The following is a 15,507-nucleotide window of genomic DNA, read 5'->3' as shown; positions in this document are numbered from 1 at the left end:
GGACCGAGAGGGGGCCCAGCGTGACGATTCTGGAGAGCATCCGGGGACCACGCGACCTGAAGGCGCTGTCCGAGGAGCGACTCGGCGAACTGGCCGGGGAGATACGTGAGTTTCTGGTGCACGCGGTGTCGAGGACCGGCGGTCACCTCGGCCCCAACCTGGGCGTGGTGGAACTGACCATCGCGCTCCACCGGGTCTTCGAGTCACCGGTGGACCGCATCCTGTGGGACACCGGCCACCAGAGCTATGTGCACAAGCTGCTGACCGGCCGTCAGGACTTCTCCAAGCTGCGCGGCAAGGGCGGCCTGTCCGGCTACCCCTCGCGCGAGGAGTCCGAGCACGACGTCATCGAGAACAGTCATGCCTCCACCGCGCTCGGCTGGGCGGACGGCCTCGCCAAGGCCCGCCAGGTGCGCGGGGAGAGCGGCCACGTCGTCGCGGTCATCGGCGACGGCGCGCTCACCGGAGGCATGGCCTGGGAGGCGCTGAACAACATCGCCGCCGCCAGGGACCGGCCGCTGATCGTCGTCGTCAACGACAACGAACGTTCCTACGCGCCCACCATCGGCGGCCTCGCCAACCACCTGGCCACGCTGCGCACGACCGACGGCTACGAGAAGGTCCTCGCCTGGGGCAAGGGGGTGCTCCGGCGCACCCCGGTCGTCGGCAACACCGTCTACGAGTCCCTGCACGGCGCGAAGAAGGGCTTCAAGGACGCCTTCGCCCCGCAGGGCATGTTCGAGGACCTGGGCCTGAAGTACCTCGGGCCGATCGACGGCCACGACCTCAAGGCCGTCGAGTCGGCGCTGCGCCGTGCGAAACGCTTCCACGGTCCCGTCCTGGTGCACTGTCTCACGGAGAAGGGCCGCGGCTACGAGCCGGCCCTCGCGCACGAGGAGGACCACTTCCACACCGTAGGCGTGATGGACCCGCTCACCTGCGAGCCGCTCGCCCCGTCCAAGGGACCCTCCTGGACCTCGGTCTTCGGCGACGAGATCGTGCGGATCGCGGAGGAGCGCGAGGACGTCGTCGCGATCACGGCGGCCATGCTGCACCCGGTCGGTCTCGGCCGGTTCGCCGAGCGGTTCCCGGACCGGGTCTGGGACGTGGGCATCGCCGAGCAGCACGCGGCCGTGTCGGCGGCCGGGCTCGCCACCGGCGGGCTGCACCCGGTCGTCGCCGTCTACGCCACCTTCCTCAACCGGGCCTTCGACCAGCTGCTGATGGACGTCGCCCTGCACCGCTGCGGGGTCACCTTCGTCCTGGACCGGGCCGGCGTCACCGGCGTGGACGGGGCCTCCCACAACGGCATGTGGGACATGTCGATCCTCCAGGTCGTCCCCGGGCTGCGGATCGCCGCCCCGCGCGACGCCGAGCAGCTGCGCGCCCAGCTGCGCGAGGCCGTCGCCGTGGACGACGCGCCCACCCTGGTCCGCTTCCCGAAGGAGTCCGTCGGCCCCCGGATCCCCGCCGTCGACCGGGTCGGCGGCATGGACGTCCTGCGCCGCGCCGAACGCCCCGAGGTGCTGCTGGTGGCCGTCGGCGCGCTGGCACCGGTGTGCCTCCAGGCCGCCGAGCTGCTCGAAGCCCGCGGCATCGGCTGCACGGTGGTGGACCCGCGGTGGGTGAAGCCCGTCGATCCCGCGCTGCCCGGCCTCGCGGCCGCGCACCGCCTGGTGGCCGTGGTCGAGGACAACAGCCGTGCCGCGGGCGTCGGTTCGGCCGTGGCGCTGGCCCTCACGGACGCCGACGTCGACGTGCCGGTGCGCCGGTTCGGCATCCCGGAGCAGTTCCTGGCGCACGCCAAGCGCAGCGAGGTGCTGGCCGACATCGGCCTCACCCCCGTCGAGATCGCCGGACGGATCGGCGCGAGCCTCGCGGCGCGGGACGCCGGGAGCGCGGCAGGAGGTACCCGGGACGGCCGTACGGCGTCCGGGGCGCGGTCGGGGCCGGTCGCGCCGTCGGGGCCGGCCGCGCCGCCGCGGCCGTAGCCGCCCACCGACATGGCCCCGCGCCCCCCGGGGCGCCGACAAGGAGAGTGAATGACCACCGAGTTCGACCTCGGCGCCCTGCTCGCCGAGCGCGGCGACGAGCGCTACGGGCTGCACGCGAAGTACCTCAACCCGCAGCTCCCGCGCATGCTGCACACCATCGGCTTCGACAAGGTCTACGAGCGGGCCGAGGGAGCGCACTTCTTCGACGCGGACGGCAACGACTACCTGGACATGCTCGCGGGGTTCGGGGTGATGGGCCTGGGCCGCCACCACCCGGTCGTCCGCAAGGCACTGCACGACGTCCTGGACCTGAGCCTCGCCGACCTCACCCGCTTCGACTGCCAGCCGCTGCCCGGCCTGCTCGCCGAGCGGCTGCTCGCCCACAGTCCGCACCTGGACCGGGTGTTCTTCTCCAACAGCGGCACGGAGGCGGTCGAGACGGCCCTGAAGTTCGCCCGGTACGCCACCGGCAGGCCCCGCGTCCTCTACTGCGACCACGCCTTCCACGGCCTGACCACCGGCTCGCTGTCGGTCAACGGCGAGAGGGGCTTCCGTGACGGCTTCGCCCCGCTGCTGCCCGACACCGCCGTACCGCTCGGCGACCTGGACGCCCTGGCGCGGGAGCTGGGGAAGGGCGACGTGGCCGCGCTGATCGTCGAGCCGATCCAGGGCAAGGGCGTGCACGAGGCGCCGCCCGGCTACCTGCGCGCCGCGCAGGAGCTGCTCCACCGGCACAAGGCGCTGCTCATCGCCGACGAGGTGCAGACCGGACTCGGCCGCACCGGCGACTTCTACGCCTACCAGCACGAGGACGGCGTCGAACCGGACCTGGTGTGTGTGGCCAAGGCCCTCTCCGGCGGCTATGTGCCCGTCGGCGCCACCCTCGGCAAGGACTGGATCTTCAAGAAGGTCTACTCGTCCATGGACCGCGTGCTGGTGCACTCGGCGAGCTTCGGCTCCAACGCGCAGGCGATGGCGGCCGGCCTCGCGGTGCTGTCGGTCATGGAGAACGAGCAGATCGTCGCCGGTGTACGGAAGACCGGGGACCTGCTCAGGTCCCGGCTCCGCGCGCTGACCGACCGGTACGAGCTGCTCGCCGACGTCCGCGGCCGGGGCCTGATGATCGGCATCGAGTTCGGCCGGCCGTCCTCGCTGAAGCTGCGCAGCCGCTGGGCCATGCTCCAGGCCGCCCGCAAGGGCCTGTTCGCGCAGATGGTCGTCGTACCGCTGCTCCAGCGGCACCGGATCCTCACCCAGGTCTCCGGCGACCACCTGGAGGTGATCAAGCTCATTCCGCCGCTCGTCATCGACGAGGCCGACGTGGACCGGTTCGTGGCCGCCTTCACCGCCGTGATGGACGACGCGCACGCCGGTGGCGGTCTGATGTGGGACTTCGGCAGGACACTGATCAAGCAGGCGGTGGCGAACCGCTGATACCGGCGGGCCCGGCGGTCCGGTGACCCCGTCGGGCCCGGCGGTCCGGTGCTCCCCGGGCCCGGCGGGGTCGGCGGCGCGAGCGGGGTCAGCGGCGGCTTTTGCCTCACAGGCAAGAAAATTGCCGCTCGGGCAATAATCCGGCTCAATGGAGGCATGAACGCCTCAGACGCGGAGCCGTCGCCGGCCGCCGACGACGCGCTGCCGGCCGTCGCGCCCCAGCTGCGCGCCCTGCGCCGGCGCACCGGCCTCACGCTGGAGGCCGCGGCCCGCACGGCCGGGCTCTCCCCGGCCCACCTGTCCCGCCTGGAGACCGGACAGCGGCAGCCGTCGCTGCCCATGCTCCTCGCGCTCGCCCGTGTCTACGGTACGACGGTCTCGGAGCTGCTCGGCGAGACGGTCGCCGACCGGGACGCGATCGTGCGGGCCGCCGACATGGAGCCGACCCGGGCCGGCGGGTGGACGTACCTCCAGGCCGGGGCGCCCGGCCGCGGCATGCAGGCCCTGCGCGTGCGCGTGCCCTACGGCTCGCAGGGCGACATCGTGCGCGTCCACCCCGGCGAGGAGTGGCTCTACGTCCTCAAGGGGCGCCTGCGCCTGCGGCTCGGCGACACCGCGCACCTGCTCGGGCCCGGTGACAGCGCGCACTTCGACTCGCTGACCCCGCACCGCCTCGCCGCCGAGGACCACGACGGCGTGGAGCTGCTGTTCGTCCACACCCTGCTGCAGAGCCCCACGGCCACGCTGTGCCTGGGCCCGCTGAACGGAGAGCTGCCATGAGCGACTTCGAGACCAAGTTCCCCCGGGCCCTGTGGATCCGGCTGATCATCTACATCGCCCTCGGCCACGTCCTGGCCGCCTTCCTTTACCTGCTGTTCGAGGTGGGCGCCAAGGGGTGAGGCGGCGGGGCAGCCCCCGTCCCGAGCGCCCCGGGACCGGGCCGAAGGGCTCAGTCCAGCAGGCGTTCGCGCAGCCGTTCCCGGGAGGCGGGGGAGAGGCCGAGCCCCTGGGCCAGGTAGGTGTCGACGCCGCCCCAGGTCTCCTCGATGCTCGCGAACGCCGCCTCCAGGTACTCCACGCGCGCGTCGAAGAGCGGGTTGAGCAGCTCCATCACCTCGGGGGTGTAGGCGGTCTCGGCGCTGCCGCTGCGGCGGACCTTGTAGCGGCGGTGCGTGGCGTTGGACTCCAGGTAGTCGGCGACGATCGCCTCGCGCTCCACGCCGAGGGCGAGGAGCGTCACGGCCACCGAGATGCCCGCGCGGTCCTTGCCGGCCGCGCAGTGCATCAGCGCGGGCACACTGTCCTCGGCGAGCGCGTGCAGCACCCGTGAGTGCTCGGCGGTGCGCTGCGTGACGATCTGCCGGTACGAGGCGATCATCCGGGCCGCGCCCTTGCCGCCGTCCAGGATCGAGCGCAGCTGCTCCAGGTCGCCGTCGCGGACCATCTTCCAGAACTCGGCGCCGTCCGCCGGGTCGCTCAGCGGGAGGTTCACGTTCCGCACGCCCGGCAGGTCGACGTCCGGGCCCTCCAGCCTCTGGTCGGCGGCGTTGCGGAAGTCGAAGATCGTGTGCAGGTCCAGGGAGGCGAGGAAGGCCGCGTCCTCCTCGGTGGCGTGCGCGAGGTGACCGCTGCGGAACAGCACTCCGTGGCGCACCCGCCGCCCGTCCACGGTGGGCAGTCCGCCCACATCGCGGAAATTGCGCACTCCGGCCAGCTCGGGCTCGGTCGACGGGACCTGCTGCGTCACGGGGGCTCCTCCCGGTCGGATGCGTCGGCACCGCTCGCCGACGGCCGCTCAGACGACCATACGGTATCGATTTCCTCGGGCAATGAGTTGTCCACAGGCATTGCCAGGAGGTCCGGGCGCCCCGATGATGTTGAGACTTGAGCGGATCTGTCGGCACCTGTGAGGTCTCGATGGTGGACATCGCCGAAAACGGCCGTACCTGGCTCCTGTCGGGTCCCGCCAGCAGTTACGCCGTGCACCTCACCGAGGCCGACGAACTGCTGCACCTGCACTGGGGCCCGCGGATCACGCTCGCCGACGCCGAGGCCCTGGCGGCCGGCCCGCCGCCCGTGCAGCGGCCCTTCGAATCCCCGCTCGACGGCCGCGAGGAGTACCCCGTCGAGGGCGGACACCGCTTCGTCCGCCCCGCCCTGTCCGTCCGCACCGGGGAACGGCGTGGCACCGAGTGGCGCTTCGTGTCGTACGACACCGCAGACGGGGCGCACGGACTGCGGCTGCGCTTCGACGACGACGGCGTCGCGATCACGCTGCACTACCGGATGCGCGGCGACGTGGTCGAGCGATGGGTGACCGTCGCCAACGGCGGGCACGCGCGCGTGGAGCTGCTGCGGGCCGACGCGGCCACCTGGAGCCTGCCCGACCGCGAGGGCTGGCGGCTGTCCCAGCTGCACGGCCGGTGGGCAGCCGAGTCCCGGCTCACCACCGCTCCCCTCACCTACGGCGAGAAGGTCATCGGCAGCCGCCGCGGCCACACGGGCCACCAGCACCTGCCCTGGGTCGCCCTGGCCACCGACGCCACCGAGGAGCACGGCGAGGTCTACGGCTGCGCGCTCGGCTGGTCCGGTTCGTGGCGGATCGCCGTCGCCCAGCTCCCGGACGCGCGCGTGCAGATCACCGGAGGCGCCGGCCACGACGACTCCGGCCTGCTGCTCCTCGCGCCGGGGGAGACGTACACCACCCCCGTCTTCGCCGGCCTGTGGAGCGACGGCGGCTTCGGCGGCGCGAGCCGCACCTGGCACGCCTACCAGCGCGCGTACGTCGTCCCGGACGCGGAACGGGACCGGCCCGTGCTGTTCAACTCCTGGGAGGCGACGTACTTCGACATCTCCGAGGAACGGCAGGCCGCCCTCGCCCGCCGGGCCGCCGGGATCGGTGTGGAGCTGTTCGTGGTGGACGACGGCTGGTTCGGCGCCCGCACCAGCGACCGCGCCGGCCTCGGTGACTGGACACCCAACCCCGACCGCTTCCCGCACGGGCTGCGGCCCCTCGCCGACCAGGTGCACGGCCTCGGCATGCGGTTCGGCATCTGGGTGGAGCCCGAGATGGTCAACCCGGACAGCGACCTGTACCGCGCCCATCCCGACTGGGTACAGCACCAACCGGGACGAAAGCGGACGGAGATGCGCAATCAGCTCGTCCTCAACCTCGCACGCGAGGACGTGCGGGAGTACCTCTGGGAGCAGTTGGACACCCTGCTCTCCAGCGCCCCGATCGACTATGTGAAGTGGGACTTCAACCGCTGCTTCACCGACGCCGGCTGGCCCGGCGAACCGTACCCGCAGCGCCTGTGGGTGGACCACGTCCGCGCCCTGTACGCCCTGCTGGACCGGCTGCGCGCCGCGCACCCGCAGGTCGCCTTCGAGTCCTGCTCGGGCGGTGGCGGCCGGATCGACCTCGGGATGATGAGCCGCACCGACCAGGTGTGGACCTCCGACAACACCGACCCGCTGGACCGGCTCGCCGTCCAGCACGGCTTCTCGCAAGTCCACCCCGCGCGCGTGATGGCCGCCTGGGTCACCGACAGCCCGAACAGCCAGCTCAACGGCCGGATCAGCACGCTGCGCTTCCGCTTCGTCAGCGCGATGGCGGGCGTCCTCGGCATCGGCGGTGACCTCACCCGGTGGACGGACGAGGAGCTGTCCGAGGCCCGGCGGTGGGTGGAGCTCTACAAGGAGATCCGTCCGGTCGTGCAGCGCGGGGAGCTGTACCGGCTGCGGCCCCCGGCGGGCGGCCTCAGCGCCGTGCAGTACGTGCGGGGGGAGGAGGCCGTGGTCCTCGCCTGGCTGGAGGCGCAGCGCTACGGCGAGCCGGCGCCGGCGCTGCGGCTGCGCGGGCTCGATCCGACGGCGTCGTACGAATGCCGCGAAACGGGCGAAGTGCACTGCGGTGCGGTGCTCCTGCACCACGGGCTGCGCACGGAGCTCAAGGGATACCTGGATGCGACGGTTCTCCGCCTGCGCCGCATCTGAGTCGTCTGTCCCAATTGCTGACTTCGCCCCAACTGGGCCTGAAAAAGGGAACCCTGGCGAGAGGTCGCGTGAGCAGCGTCATATCCGTGGCCGAGCGTTACCAGTCATGTCCACGTAATAAACGTGCCGTAAAGCGGAATTGGCAGGACGCGCGGTGCGGAATGCACGCTGAGTGACAGCGATTACCCGGATCCGATCACCCGAAACCCGAACAACGGGAACCGGCTGCTTGTTTCCGTACGACTCGCTCGCTTACGTTCGCCACCAATCCGGACGGAACGCCGAATCCTGCCGCCGCCCGGAGTCCCCACACCCATGACCCGTGTCCGGCAGGAGCGGGGGACCCACCAGGTACGACTGCCTGTCCCGGTCTCCGTGACAGGCCAGGGGTGCAGCCGTGCACGCACGGCCGGGCAGCTCCAGCCCGAACCCGACAGCTGACCTCGCAGGCGCCGGAGAGGAACAGCGCCATGCCCGCGAAGGGTAAGCACCGACGTCCCAAGACCCCGCGTTTCTCCCGCTCCATCGCCGTCGCCGGCACCGGCGGCGCCGCCCTGGCCCTGCCGCTTCTCGGGGCCACCGGAGCGCACGCGGCCACCCCCGCGCAGCCCGTCCCCGGCAAGGCCGTGCAGTCCCTTCCCGGCACGGCGAAGAAGGCCCCGGCGCAGACGGGTTCCACGGTGCGCACCTACACCGTGAAGTCCGGCGACTGCCTCGCGGCCATCGCCGACCAGCAGCACGTCGGCGGTGGCTGGCACCGCCTCTACGACGACAACCGGCAGGCCATCGGCGACGATCCCGCGCTGATCCACCCGGGTCTGAAGCTCACGCTCGGCGGGAAGGCCGCACCGTCCGGCACCGGATCCGCCGCCCCGAAGCCTCCGGCCGCCCCCAAGGCCCCCGCGGCCAAGTCCTCCCCGGCCCCCGAGTCCTCGCCGGCCCCCGAGTCCTCGCCGGCCCCCGAGTCCTCGCCGGCCCCCAAGGCCCCGGCCGCCAAGCCTGCCGCCGCCGAGACCGCCACGACCGGCTACACCCTCCCGGTGGCCGGCGCCGGCGTCGGCACCGCCTACCGCGTGGCCGGCAGCATGTGGTCCAGCGGCTACCACACCGGCGTCGACTTCGTCGTACCGACCGGCACCCCCCTCAAGGCCGTCGCCGCGGGCACCGTCGTCTCCGCCGGCTGGGGCGGCGCGTACGGCAACCAGGTCGTCCTCAAGCTGAACGACGGCCACTACGCCCAGTACGCCCACCTCTCCCAGCTCTCCGTCTCGGCCGGCCAGACCGTGACCGCGGGCCAGCAGGTCGGCCTGTCCGGCGCCACCGGCAACGTGACCGGCCCGCACCTGCACTTCGAGATCCGCACCACGCCCGACTACGGCTCCGACATCGACCCGGTGGACTACCTCCGCCGGCACGGCGTCTCCGTCGGCTGACGGCCCCCGCTGCACCACCTGCCTGACACGCCTCCGAAGGCCGGACCCCGATCCCCGGGTCCGGCCTTCGGTGTACCGGCAGGCGTATTCCTGGATTGCAAATTCTTTAAGAGTGTCTCATCTCACCGTTCGTCAACCCCGTCCTACGGTCGCGTAAGTCACATCCGAAGGTGAATCATGGTCCGCTGTGGCAGACGATTCGAAGAATGACAACAGATCAGTGATCGGGTCGTACGTGGCGGTGGGGGACAGCTTCACCGAGGGCGTCGGCGACCCCGGGCCCGACGGGGCGTTCGTGGGCTGGGCCGACCGGTTCGCCGTACTGCTCGCCGACCGCCGCCCCGAAGGCGACTTCCGATACACCAACCTCGCCGTGCGCGGGAAGCTGCTCGACCAGATCATGGCCGACCAGCTCCCGCAGGCGGTCGACCTGGCCCCCGACCTCGTGTCCTTCTGCGCGGGCGGCAACGACATCATCCGCCCGGGCACCGACCCCGACGAGGTGGCCGAACGCTTCGAGCGCGCCGTGGCCCGGCTGGCCGAGGCCGCGGGCACGGTGATGGTGACGACCGGCTTCGACACCCGCGGTGTCCCCCTCCTCAAGCACCTGCGCGGCAAGATCGCCACTTACAACGGGCACGTCCGTGCCATCGCCGACCGGTACGGCTGCCCCGTGCTCGACCTGTGGTCCCTCAAGTCCGTGCAGGACCGCAGGGCCTGGGACAGCGACCGGCTGCACCTCTCGCCCGAGGGGCACACGCGCGTGGCGCTGCGGGCCGGGCAGGTCCTCGGCCTGGACGTCCCGGCCGACCCGGAGCAGCCGTGGCCCCCGCTGCCGCCCCGGGGCACCCTGGAGGTCCGCCGCGACGACGTCCAGTGGGCCCGCGAGTACCTCGTCCCGTGGATCGGGCGGCGGCTGCGTGGCGAGTCCTCCGGGGACCACGTGACCGCGAAGGGCACGCTGTCGCCGGACGACATCAAGATGCGGATCGCCTCCGTGGCCTGACCCACCCGGCCTGATCCACCCGGCCTGACCCCGTCGGCCTGACCCCGTCGGTCTGACGCCGTCGGTCTGACGCCGTCGGCGTGACGGAGCGGCTGACTCGGTCGGCTTGATCGCGCCCGCACCCCGGACCGCGCATACACGCCCGGTCCGGGGCGCACGCGTGCCTGCTCACCGCTCCCGCTCGGTCAACGCCTCCCGGCTCAGGCCCAGTTCCCGGGCGAGGGCGTCGTCCACCCACTCCTGCGCCCGGGACCGCGGCACCGCGCCCGGGTACGAGATGAGCTGCACCGCGAGCCCGTCCAGCAGCGCGGTCAGCCGCAGCGCCGCACCCGACGGGTCCGCGCACCCGAACTCGCCGGCCGCCACGCCCTCGGCGATGACCTCCGCGATCGCCGCCTTCCACTGCGTGTCCAGCTCCCGCCCGACCTCCCGCAGGGCGGGCTCGCGCAGGGCCACGGCCCAGCCCTCGATCCACAGCCGCCAGCCCTTGGCCGGCCCGGTCGGCGCGTACCAGCGCACCGCGGCCCGCAACCGGCGCAGCGCGGTGGTCCGCCGCCCCAACACCCTGCGCAGATGCGTGAGGTCGCCCTCCGCCGCGTACGCGAAAGCGGCGGCGACCAGCTTCTCCTTCGTCGAGAAGTGGTAGAGCACCAGCGCGTTGCTCACACCGAGGGCCGAGGCCACGTCGGCGATCCTGACCGCCGCCACACCCCGCGCCTCGATCTGCTCGATGGCGGCCCGCAGCAGTTCCTCCCGCCGCTCCGCCACGCTCAACCGCACTCTCGCCACCCGGTCACCCTAGTCGTTGCCCCGACGACGCCGAACTCCGGCCGCACCGCCGCGTCCTGCGCACCGCGCCGACCGCCGGCCCCGCCCCGCGGAGTCGCCCTCCCGGCGGGCGGGGCGCGTACGGTCAGCGGTACCAGCCGAAGCGTTCCGCGATGACCGGCAGGCGGTCGGCCGCCAGGGCGTGCGCCGCCGCGCGCGGGGTCGTACCGTCGGCCTCCGCCCGGTCGAGCACCAAGGTGACCAGGGCGCGCATGGAGCGCCGGAGGTACCCGAACGCCTCCTCGGCGTCCGCCCCGATGTCGCCGAACAAGGTCCACCACCACCAGGCGTTCGTCCCGGAGTTGACCACCACGTCCGGCAGGACCGTCACCCCGCGCGCGGCGAGCAGCGCCTCCGCCTCCGCCACGACGGGCATGTTGGCGGCCTCGGCGATCCACCGGGCGCGGATCCGCTCCTGGTTGCCGCTGTCGACCGCGTACGACACGGCGGCCGGTACCAGCACCTCCGCCTCCGCGGACAGCCAGTCCCCGGCGGCCAGTTCACGGTCGCCGGGGCCCAGCGCACCGCGGTCGACGGTGCCGTGGCCGTCCCGCGCCGCCAGCAGCGCCTCGACGTCGAGCCCCGCCGGGTTGGCGATGGTCCCCTTGATGTCCGCGACGGCCACCACCGTCAGGCCCGCGCGCGCGAGGAAGCGCGCGGTGGCCCCGCCCATCGTGCCGAGCCCCTGCAGGGAGACCCGCGTGCCGGCGTACGGCACCCCCGCCCGGTCCAGGGCCGCCAGCACCGACTCGGCGACCCCGCAGCCCCCGGCCAGCTCGTCAAGGCCGATGCCGTCCACTTCCACCGCGAAGGCGTCCGAGAGCCGCTTGCGGGCCGCCGACTCGTCGTCCAGCAGCGGATACACCGCCTGGACGGAGGAGACCAGGCCCGCCTCGGCCGCCGCGCGGTCCACCGTCTCCTGGCCGAGGCCCAGGTCCTCGCCGGTCGCCCACACACGCTCGATGTACGGCCGCATCGCGCGCAGGTACCGCACGAGGAGCCCGTACGCCCCCGGGTCCCGCGGGTCGCAGTCGATACCGCCCTTCGCCCCGCCGAGCGGGATGTACCGGCTCCCGGGGTCGTAGTGCAGGGCCTCCTTCACCGTCATGCCCCGGGCGAGTCCCGCCACCTCCTCCAGCGTGCAGCCGGGCCGCATCCGCAGCCCGCCGCTGGCCACGCCCCGCACCAGCCGGTCCACCACCAGGAACCCCCGGCGGCCGGTGACGTGGTCGGTCCAGACGAGCGACATCAAGGGGGCGGTCATGGGGGCTCCCGGGAGACGGCTACTGAATCGCGGGTCAGTATTGGGGCCGGGGAGGGCCGCGTCAACGGGCTGCGCCACTGCGCGGTGTCGGGCGCCGGTGCGCGGTGTCGGGCGCCGGGCCGCCGCCCTGCGACGCCCGCGGCACCGGACTGCCGGAGGGGCCGACCATAATGGAGGACCTCAGCGACTCCACCTGGAGGTACCGTGACCGGTTTGCGTTCCCAGAGCTTCGGGCTCGGCGTGCTGCGGCCCGAAGCCTTCGGCGCAGAACCGAGCGGTGAGCGCCTCGCCCGGATCCGCCGCTCGCCGCACTTCAAGGACGGTGTCTTCCAGAATCCCGGCGGTCCCGCGCGGACCCGGCCCACCGGCTCCACGCTGGACCTCGCCAAGGTGTTCCTCGACAAGGGCACCCGGCCGCTGCGCGCGCCCAAGGGCACCGTCCCGGTGCACCCCACGACCTACGCCGACCTGGCCGAGCCGGCCGCCGGCGGACTGCGGCTGACCTGGATGGGCCACTCCAGCGTGCTCGCCGAGATCGACGGCCACCGGGTGCTGTTCGACCCGGTGTGGGGCGAGCGCTGCTCGCCGTTCCCCTTCGCCGGGCCCAAGCGGCTGCACCCCGTGCCGCTGCCCCTGGCCGCGCTCGGCCCGGTCGACGTCGTCGTCATCTCGCACGACCACTACGACCACCTGGACCTGCCCACCATCAAGGCACTGGCCGGCACCGACACGGTGTTCGCCGTGCCGCTCGGCGTCGGCGCCCACCTCGAACACTGGGGCGTCTGTGCCGACCGGCTGCGCGAGCTGGACTGGCACGAGTCCACCCGGGTCGGCGGGCTCACCCTCACCGCCACCCCGGCCCGCCACTTCTGCGGCCGGGGCCTGCGCAACACGCAGCACACCCTCTGGGCGTCCTGGGCCGTCGCCGGCGAGGAACACCGGATCTACCACAGCGGTGACACCGGGTACTTCGACGGCTTCAAGGACATCGGCGCCGCACACGGGCCGTTCGACGCGACGATGATCCAGATCGGGGCGTACAGCGAGTTCTGGACCGACATCCACATGACCCCCGACGAGGGGCTGCGCGCCCACCTCGACCTGCAGGGCGGAGCGCCGCACGGCGTACTGCTGCCGATCCACTGGGGCACCTTCAACCTCGCCCCGCACCCGTGGGCCGAACCGGGGGAGTGGACGAAGGAAGCCGCCGAGGAGGCCGGCCAGGCGGTGGCCCTGCCCCGGCCGGGCGAGCCCTTCGAGCCCGTCGGCAAGCTGCCGGCCCAGGCGTGGTGGCGGGACGTGTCCGGGGACGTCCGGCGGACCTGGCGCGCGGTCGGAGCACTGGTCGCCGAGCCGCCCGCGCGCGGCCACGCCGGGCACGTGGGCTGACCGCCGGGGCGGGTCGTCCACGGGACGCGGCCGTCGGAATGACCCGAAGCCGGCCGTCGGCATGCCCCGAAGCGGCGAGCTTGGGGGACCAGGCGGTGCGACGGCCGGTGCGGGGTTCTAGGCTGCGGTCATGACCGAGATCCAGACTCCGACCCCCCGCGACGCCTTCGATCTGCTGCTGGCCGGCAACAAGCGCTTCGTGGCGGGCACCCCCGAGCACCCCAACCAGGACGCCACCCGCCGCGCCGAGACCGCGCCGTCCCAGCAGCCCTTCGCCGTACTGTTCGGGTGCTCCGACTCCCGGCTCGCCGCCGAAATCATCTTCGACCGCGGCCTGGGCGACCTGTTCGTGGTGCGCACCGCGGGCCACGTCGTGGGCTCAGAGGTGCTGGGCAGCATCGAGTACGGCGTGGACGTGCTCGGCTCCCCGCTGATCGTGGTCCTCGGCCACGACTCGTGCGGCGCGGTCGGCGCCGCGTGCGCCGCGCTGGAAGACGGCATGGCGCCGGCCGGATACGTCCGGGACGTCGTCGAGCGCGTGACCCCCAGCGTGCTGGCGGCGCGGGCGGCCGGACGGGTCGAGCCCGAGGAGATCCTCGACGAGCACATACGGCACACCGTCGACCTGCTGCTGGACCGCTCCCGGGTGCTCGCCGAGAAGGTCGCCGCCGGTCAGGCCGCCGTGGTGGGCCTGTGCTACCGCCTGGCCGACGGCAGTGCGCGGCTCGTCGCCTCCCGAGGCCTCGACGTGGAGATCCCCGCCGCGTCCTGACCACCCCGGCCGGGAACGCCTGGGCCGCCAACGCCCGGGCGGTCCCGGCCCGGCGGCGTCCGCCCCGGCCCCGGCCGCGAAACGGCGTGTCCGTCGCGGTTGCGGCGGGGTGGGTGCTCAGCCGTGTCCGTCGCGGTTGCGGCGGGGTGGGCGCTCAGCCGTGTCCGTCACGGTTGCGGCGGGGTGGGCGCTCAGTCGTGTCCGTCGCGGTTGCGGCGGAGTGGTCGTGAGCCGGTGGGCGCTCGGCCGTGTCCTTCACCGTTACGGCGGGGCGGCCGCGGCCGGTGGGTGCTCGTCCGAGTGCGCCACGGTTCCGGCCGGCCCCGCCCCCCGGGCCGGTAAGGGCCCGGCGGCGGTGCCGGTCACACGGTGGGCCGGGGTCCCGCGGCGCGGCGGAGCCGGTTGGCGATCGCCAGCCCCAGCCCCTCCTCCACCGGCAGGGACGCGATGATGAGGTCGCACCCCTGCCGGTCGAGTTCGCGCAGGAAACCGTAGAGGCGGCGCGCGTAGGCGGCCGGCGAACCGGGGACCGCCACCACCGCGTGGGCCCTCACCGGGGCGCCGGCGAGGGAGGCGGGGACGAACACACCCACCCGGTGCCCCAGCTCCTGCGCGGTCTCCGCTTCGGCGACGACCTTCTCCGGCTCGACGAGGACGACCCGCGCCCGCGGCGCGTAGTGGGACGGGTGCTGGCCCGGCACGCGGACAGGGCTCGTCGAGGGGACCGCGAGCGGGCGCCCCAGCACCGCTTCCAGGTCCTCGCGCGTGACCCCGCCCGGCCGGAGGATGCTCGGGACATCGCCCGTGGCGTCGACGATGGTCGACTCGACACCCACCTCGCAGGGACCGCCGTCCAGCACGAAGTCGACGGCATCCCCGAGCTCGGCACGGACGTCGTCCGCCGTGGTGGGGCTGACCGAGCCGAAGCGGTTGGCGGACGGGGCCGTGACACCGCCGCCGAACTCCGACAGCAGCGCGAGCGCGACGGGGTGGTCCGGCACGCGCACCGCCACGGTCTCCAGGCCGCCGGTCGCCTCGAGGGGCACCCGGGGACCGCGGCGCAGGACCAGGGTGAGCGGTCCGGGCCAGAAGTGCTCGGCCAGCAGGCGCGCCGTCGCGGGCACGTCCTCGACCCAGTCGTCCAGCTGCTCCGCGCCGCCGATGTGCACGATCAGAGGGTGGGACGGCGGACGCCCCTTGACCTGGAAGATGCGCGCGACGGCGGCGGGATCCTCCGCGTTGGCGCCCAGTCCGTAGACGGTTTCGGTCGGGAGGGCCACCAGGCCGCCGGCGCGCAGTACGCCGGCCGCCTTCTCGATGTCACTGGTTCTTGCCGTCACCCTCACCATCCTAGGAGCACCTCGGGGCGGCTCAGGACGACCCACAGGGTC

At 73.3% G+C, this 15,507-nt stretch carries 13 protein-coding genes and 1 riboswitch; of the genes, 9 read left to right on the top strand and 4 right to left on the bottom strand.

Features of this window, described 5'->3' with window-relative positions; translation table 11 throughout:
• Positions 1–20: 20 nt before the first annotated feature.
• The 4 genes from dxs (at position 21) to ABZ576_RS22125 (ending at position 4,327) form a co-directional block, all read left to right on the top strand.
• Positions 21–1,991: a 1-deoxy-D-xylulose-5-phosphate synthase gene (gene dxs / locus ABZ576_RS22140; RefSeq protein WP_360743273.1), complete on the top strand. Its 1,971-nt coding sequence runs from the start codon at positions 21–23 to the stop codon at positions 1,989–1,991.
• A gap of 51 nt (positions 1,992–2,042) precedes the next feature.
• A complete protein-coding gene (locus tag ABZ576_RS22135; RefSeq protein ID WP_360743270.1) occupies positions 2,043–3,428 on the top strand; it encodes an aspartate aminotransferase family protein in 1,386 nt (461 codons plus the stop codon).
• Between the two features lie 156 nt (positions 3,429–3,584).
• Entirely contained in the window at positions 3,585–4,208 is a 624-nt protein-coding gene (locus tag ABZ576_RS22130) for an XRE family transcriptional regulator (RefSeq protein WP_360743268.1), read from the top strand.
• Positions 4,205–4,327, top strand: a complete 123-nt coding sequence (locus tag ABZ576_RS22125) for a DUF6126 family protein (RefSeq protein WP_360743265.1) — start codon at positions 4,205–4,207, stop codon at positions 4,325–4,327. The genes ABZ576_RS22130 and ABZ576_RS22125 overlap by 4 nt, the downstream gene beginning before the upstream one ends.
• A gap of 50 nt (positions 4,328–4,377) precedes the next feature.
• Here ABZ576_RS22125 and ABZ576_RS22120 read toward each other — a convergent pair whose 3' ends face one another.
• Positions 4,378–5,175: a tyrosine-protein phosphatase gene (locus tag ABZ576_RS22120; RefSeq protein WP_360743262.1), complete on the bottom strand. Its 798-nt coding sequence runs from the start codon at positions 5,173–5,175 to the stop codon at positions 4,378–4,380.
• A gap of 170 nt (positions 5,176–5,345) precedes the next feature.
• Between ABZ576_RS22120 and ABZ576_RS22115 the strand changes: the two genes are divergently transcribed.
• From ABZ576_RS22115 to ABZ576_RS22105, 3 genes are all read left to right on the top strand, one after another.
• Positions 5,346–7,424 carry an alpha-galactosidase gene (locus ABZ576_RS22115; protein ID WP_360743378.1) on the top strand — a complete coding sequence of 693 codons (2,079 nt, stop codon included), beginning with the start codon at positions 5,346–5,348 and terminating at the stop codon, positions 7,422–7,424.
• Positions 7,425–7,732: 308 nt separating this feature from the next.
• A riboswitch (cyclic di-AMP (ydaO/yuaA leader) is annotated at positions 7,733–7,889 on the top strand.
• A 5-nt stretch (positions 7,890–7,894) separates the two neighbouring features.
• On the top strand, positions 7,895–8,857 hold the full coding sequence (locus tag ABZ576_RS22110; RefSeq protein WP_360743259.1) for a LysM peptidoglycan-binding domain-containing M23 family metallopeptidase: 963 nt from the start codon (positions 7,895–7,897) through the stop codon (positions 8,855–8,857).
• A gap of 220 nt (positions 8,858–9,077) precedes the next feature.
• A complete protein-coding gene (locus ABZ576_RS22105) occupies positions 9,078–9,863 on the top strand; it encodes an SGNH/GDSL hydrolase family protein (RefSeq protein ID WP_360743256.1) in 786 nt (261 codons plus the stop codon).
• Positions 9,864–10,031: 168 nt separating this feature from the next.
• Here ABZ576_RS22105 and ABZ576_RS22100 read toward each other — a convergent pair whose 3' ends face one another.
• Positions 10,032–10,652, bottom strand: a complete 621-nt coding sequence (locus tag ABZ576_RS22100) for a TetR/AcrR family transcriptional regulator (protein ID WP_360743253.1) — start codon at positions 10,650–10,652, stop codon at positions 10,032–10,034.
• Between the two features lie 124 nt (positions 10,653–10,776).
• Positions 10,777–11,955: a Glu/Leu/Phe/Val dehydrogenase dimerization domain-containing protein gene (locus ABZ576_RS22095; protein WP_360743250.1), complete on the bottom strand. Its 1,179-nt coding sequence runs from the start codon at positions 11,953–11,955 to the stop codon at positions 10,777–10,779.
• Positions 11,956–12,159: 204 nt separating this feature from the next.
• Between ABZ576_RS22095 and ABZ576_RS22090 the strand changes: the two genes are divergently transcribed.
• Both ABZ576_RS22090 and ABZ576_RS22085 read left to right on the top strand, forming a co-directional pair.
• A complete protein-coding gene (locus tag ABZ576_RS22090) occupies positions 12,160–13,344 on the top strand; it encodes an MBL fold metallo-hydrolase (protein ID WP_360743247.1) in 1,185 nt (394 codons plus the stop codon).
• Between the two features lie 130 nt (positions 13,345–13,474).
• Positions 13,475–14,116, top strand: coding sequence for a carbonic anhydrase (locus ABZ576_RS22085; protein ID WP_360743244.1), 642 nt, complete (start codon positions 13,475–13,477; stop codon positions 14,114–14,116).
• Positions 14,117–14,478: 362 nt separating this feature from the next.
• Here ABZ576_RS22085 and ABZ576_RS22080 read toward each other — a convergent pair whose 3' ends face one another.
• A complete protein-coding gene (locus tag ABZ576_RS22080; protein WP_360743239.1) occupies positions 14,479–15,465 on the bottom strand; it encodes an L-threonylcarbamoyladenylate synthase in 987 nt (328 codons plus the stop codon).
• Between the last annotated feature and the right edge of the window lie 42 nt (positions 15,466–15,507).

The sequence above is a fragment of the Streptomyces sp. NPDC013455 genome (genome assembly GCF_040632975.1).
Taxonomy (GTDB): domain Bacteria; phylum Actinomycetota; class Actinomycetes; order Streptomycetales; family Streptomycetaceae; genus Streptomyces.
This window is presented reverse-complemented; position numbering and strand designations above follow the sequence as displayed.

What these genes read in the sequence shown, in the direction of transcription:
- ABZ576_RS22135 (WP_360743270.1), top strand. Translation starts at nt 2,043, where the DNA reads ATGACCACCGAGTTCGACCTCGGCGCCCTGCTCGCCGAGCGCGGCGAC.
- ABZ576_RS22130 (WP_360743268.1), top strand. Translation starts at nt 3,585, where the DNA reads ATGAACGCCTCAGACGCGGAGCCGTCGCCGGCCGCCGACGACGCGCTG.
- ABZ576_RS22125 (WP_360743265.1), top strand. Translation starts at nt 4,205, where the DNA reads ATGAGCGACTTCGAGACCAAGTTCCCCCGGGCCCTGTGGATCCGGCTG.
- ABZ576_RS22115 (WP_360743378.1), top strand. Translation starts at nt 5,346, where the DNA reads ATGGTGGACATCGCCGAAAACGGCCGTACCTGGCTCCTGTCGGGTCCC.
- ABZ576_RS22110 (WP_360743259.1), top strand. Translation starts at nt 7,895, where the DNA reads ATGCCCGCGAAGGGTAAGCACCGACGTCCCAAGACCCCGCGTTTCTCC.
- ABZ576_RS22095 (WP_360743250.1), bottom strand. Translation starts at nt 11,955, where the DNA reads ATGACCGCCCCCTTGATGTCGCTCGTCTGGACCGACCACGTCACCGGC.
- ABZ576_RS22085 (WP_360743244.1), top strand. Translation starts at nt 13,475, where the DNA reads ATGACCGAGATCCAGACTCCGACCCCCCGCGACGCCTTCGATCTGCTG.
- ABZ576_RS22080 (WP_360743239.1), bottom strand. Translation starts at nt 15,465, where the DNA reads ATGGTGAGGGTGACGGCAAGAACCAGTGACATCGAGAAGGCGGCCGGC.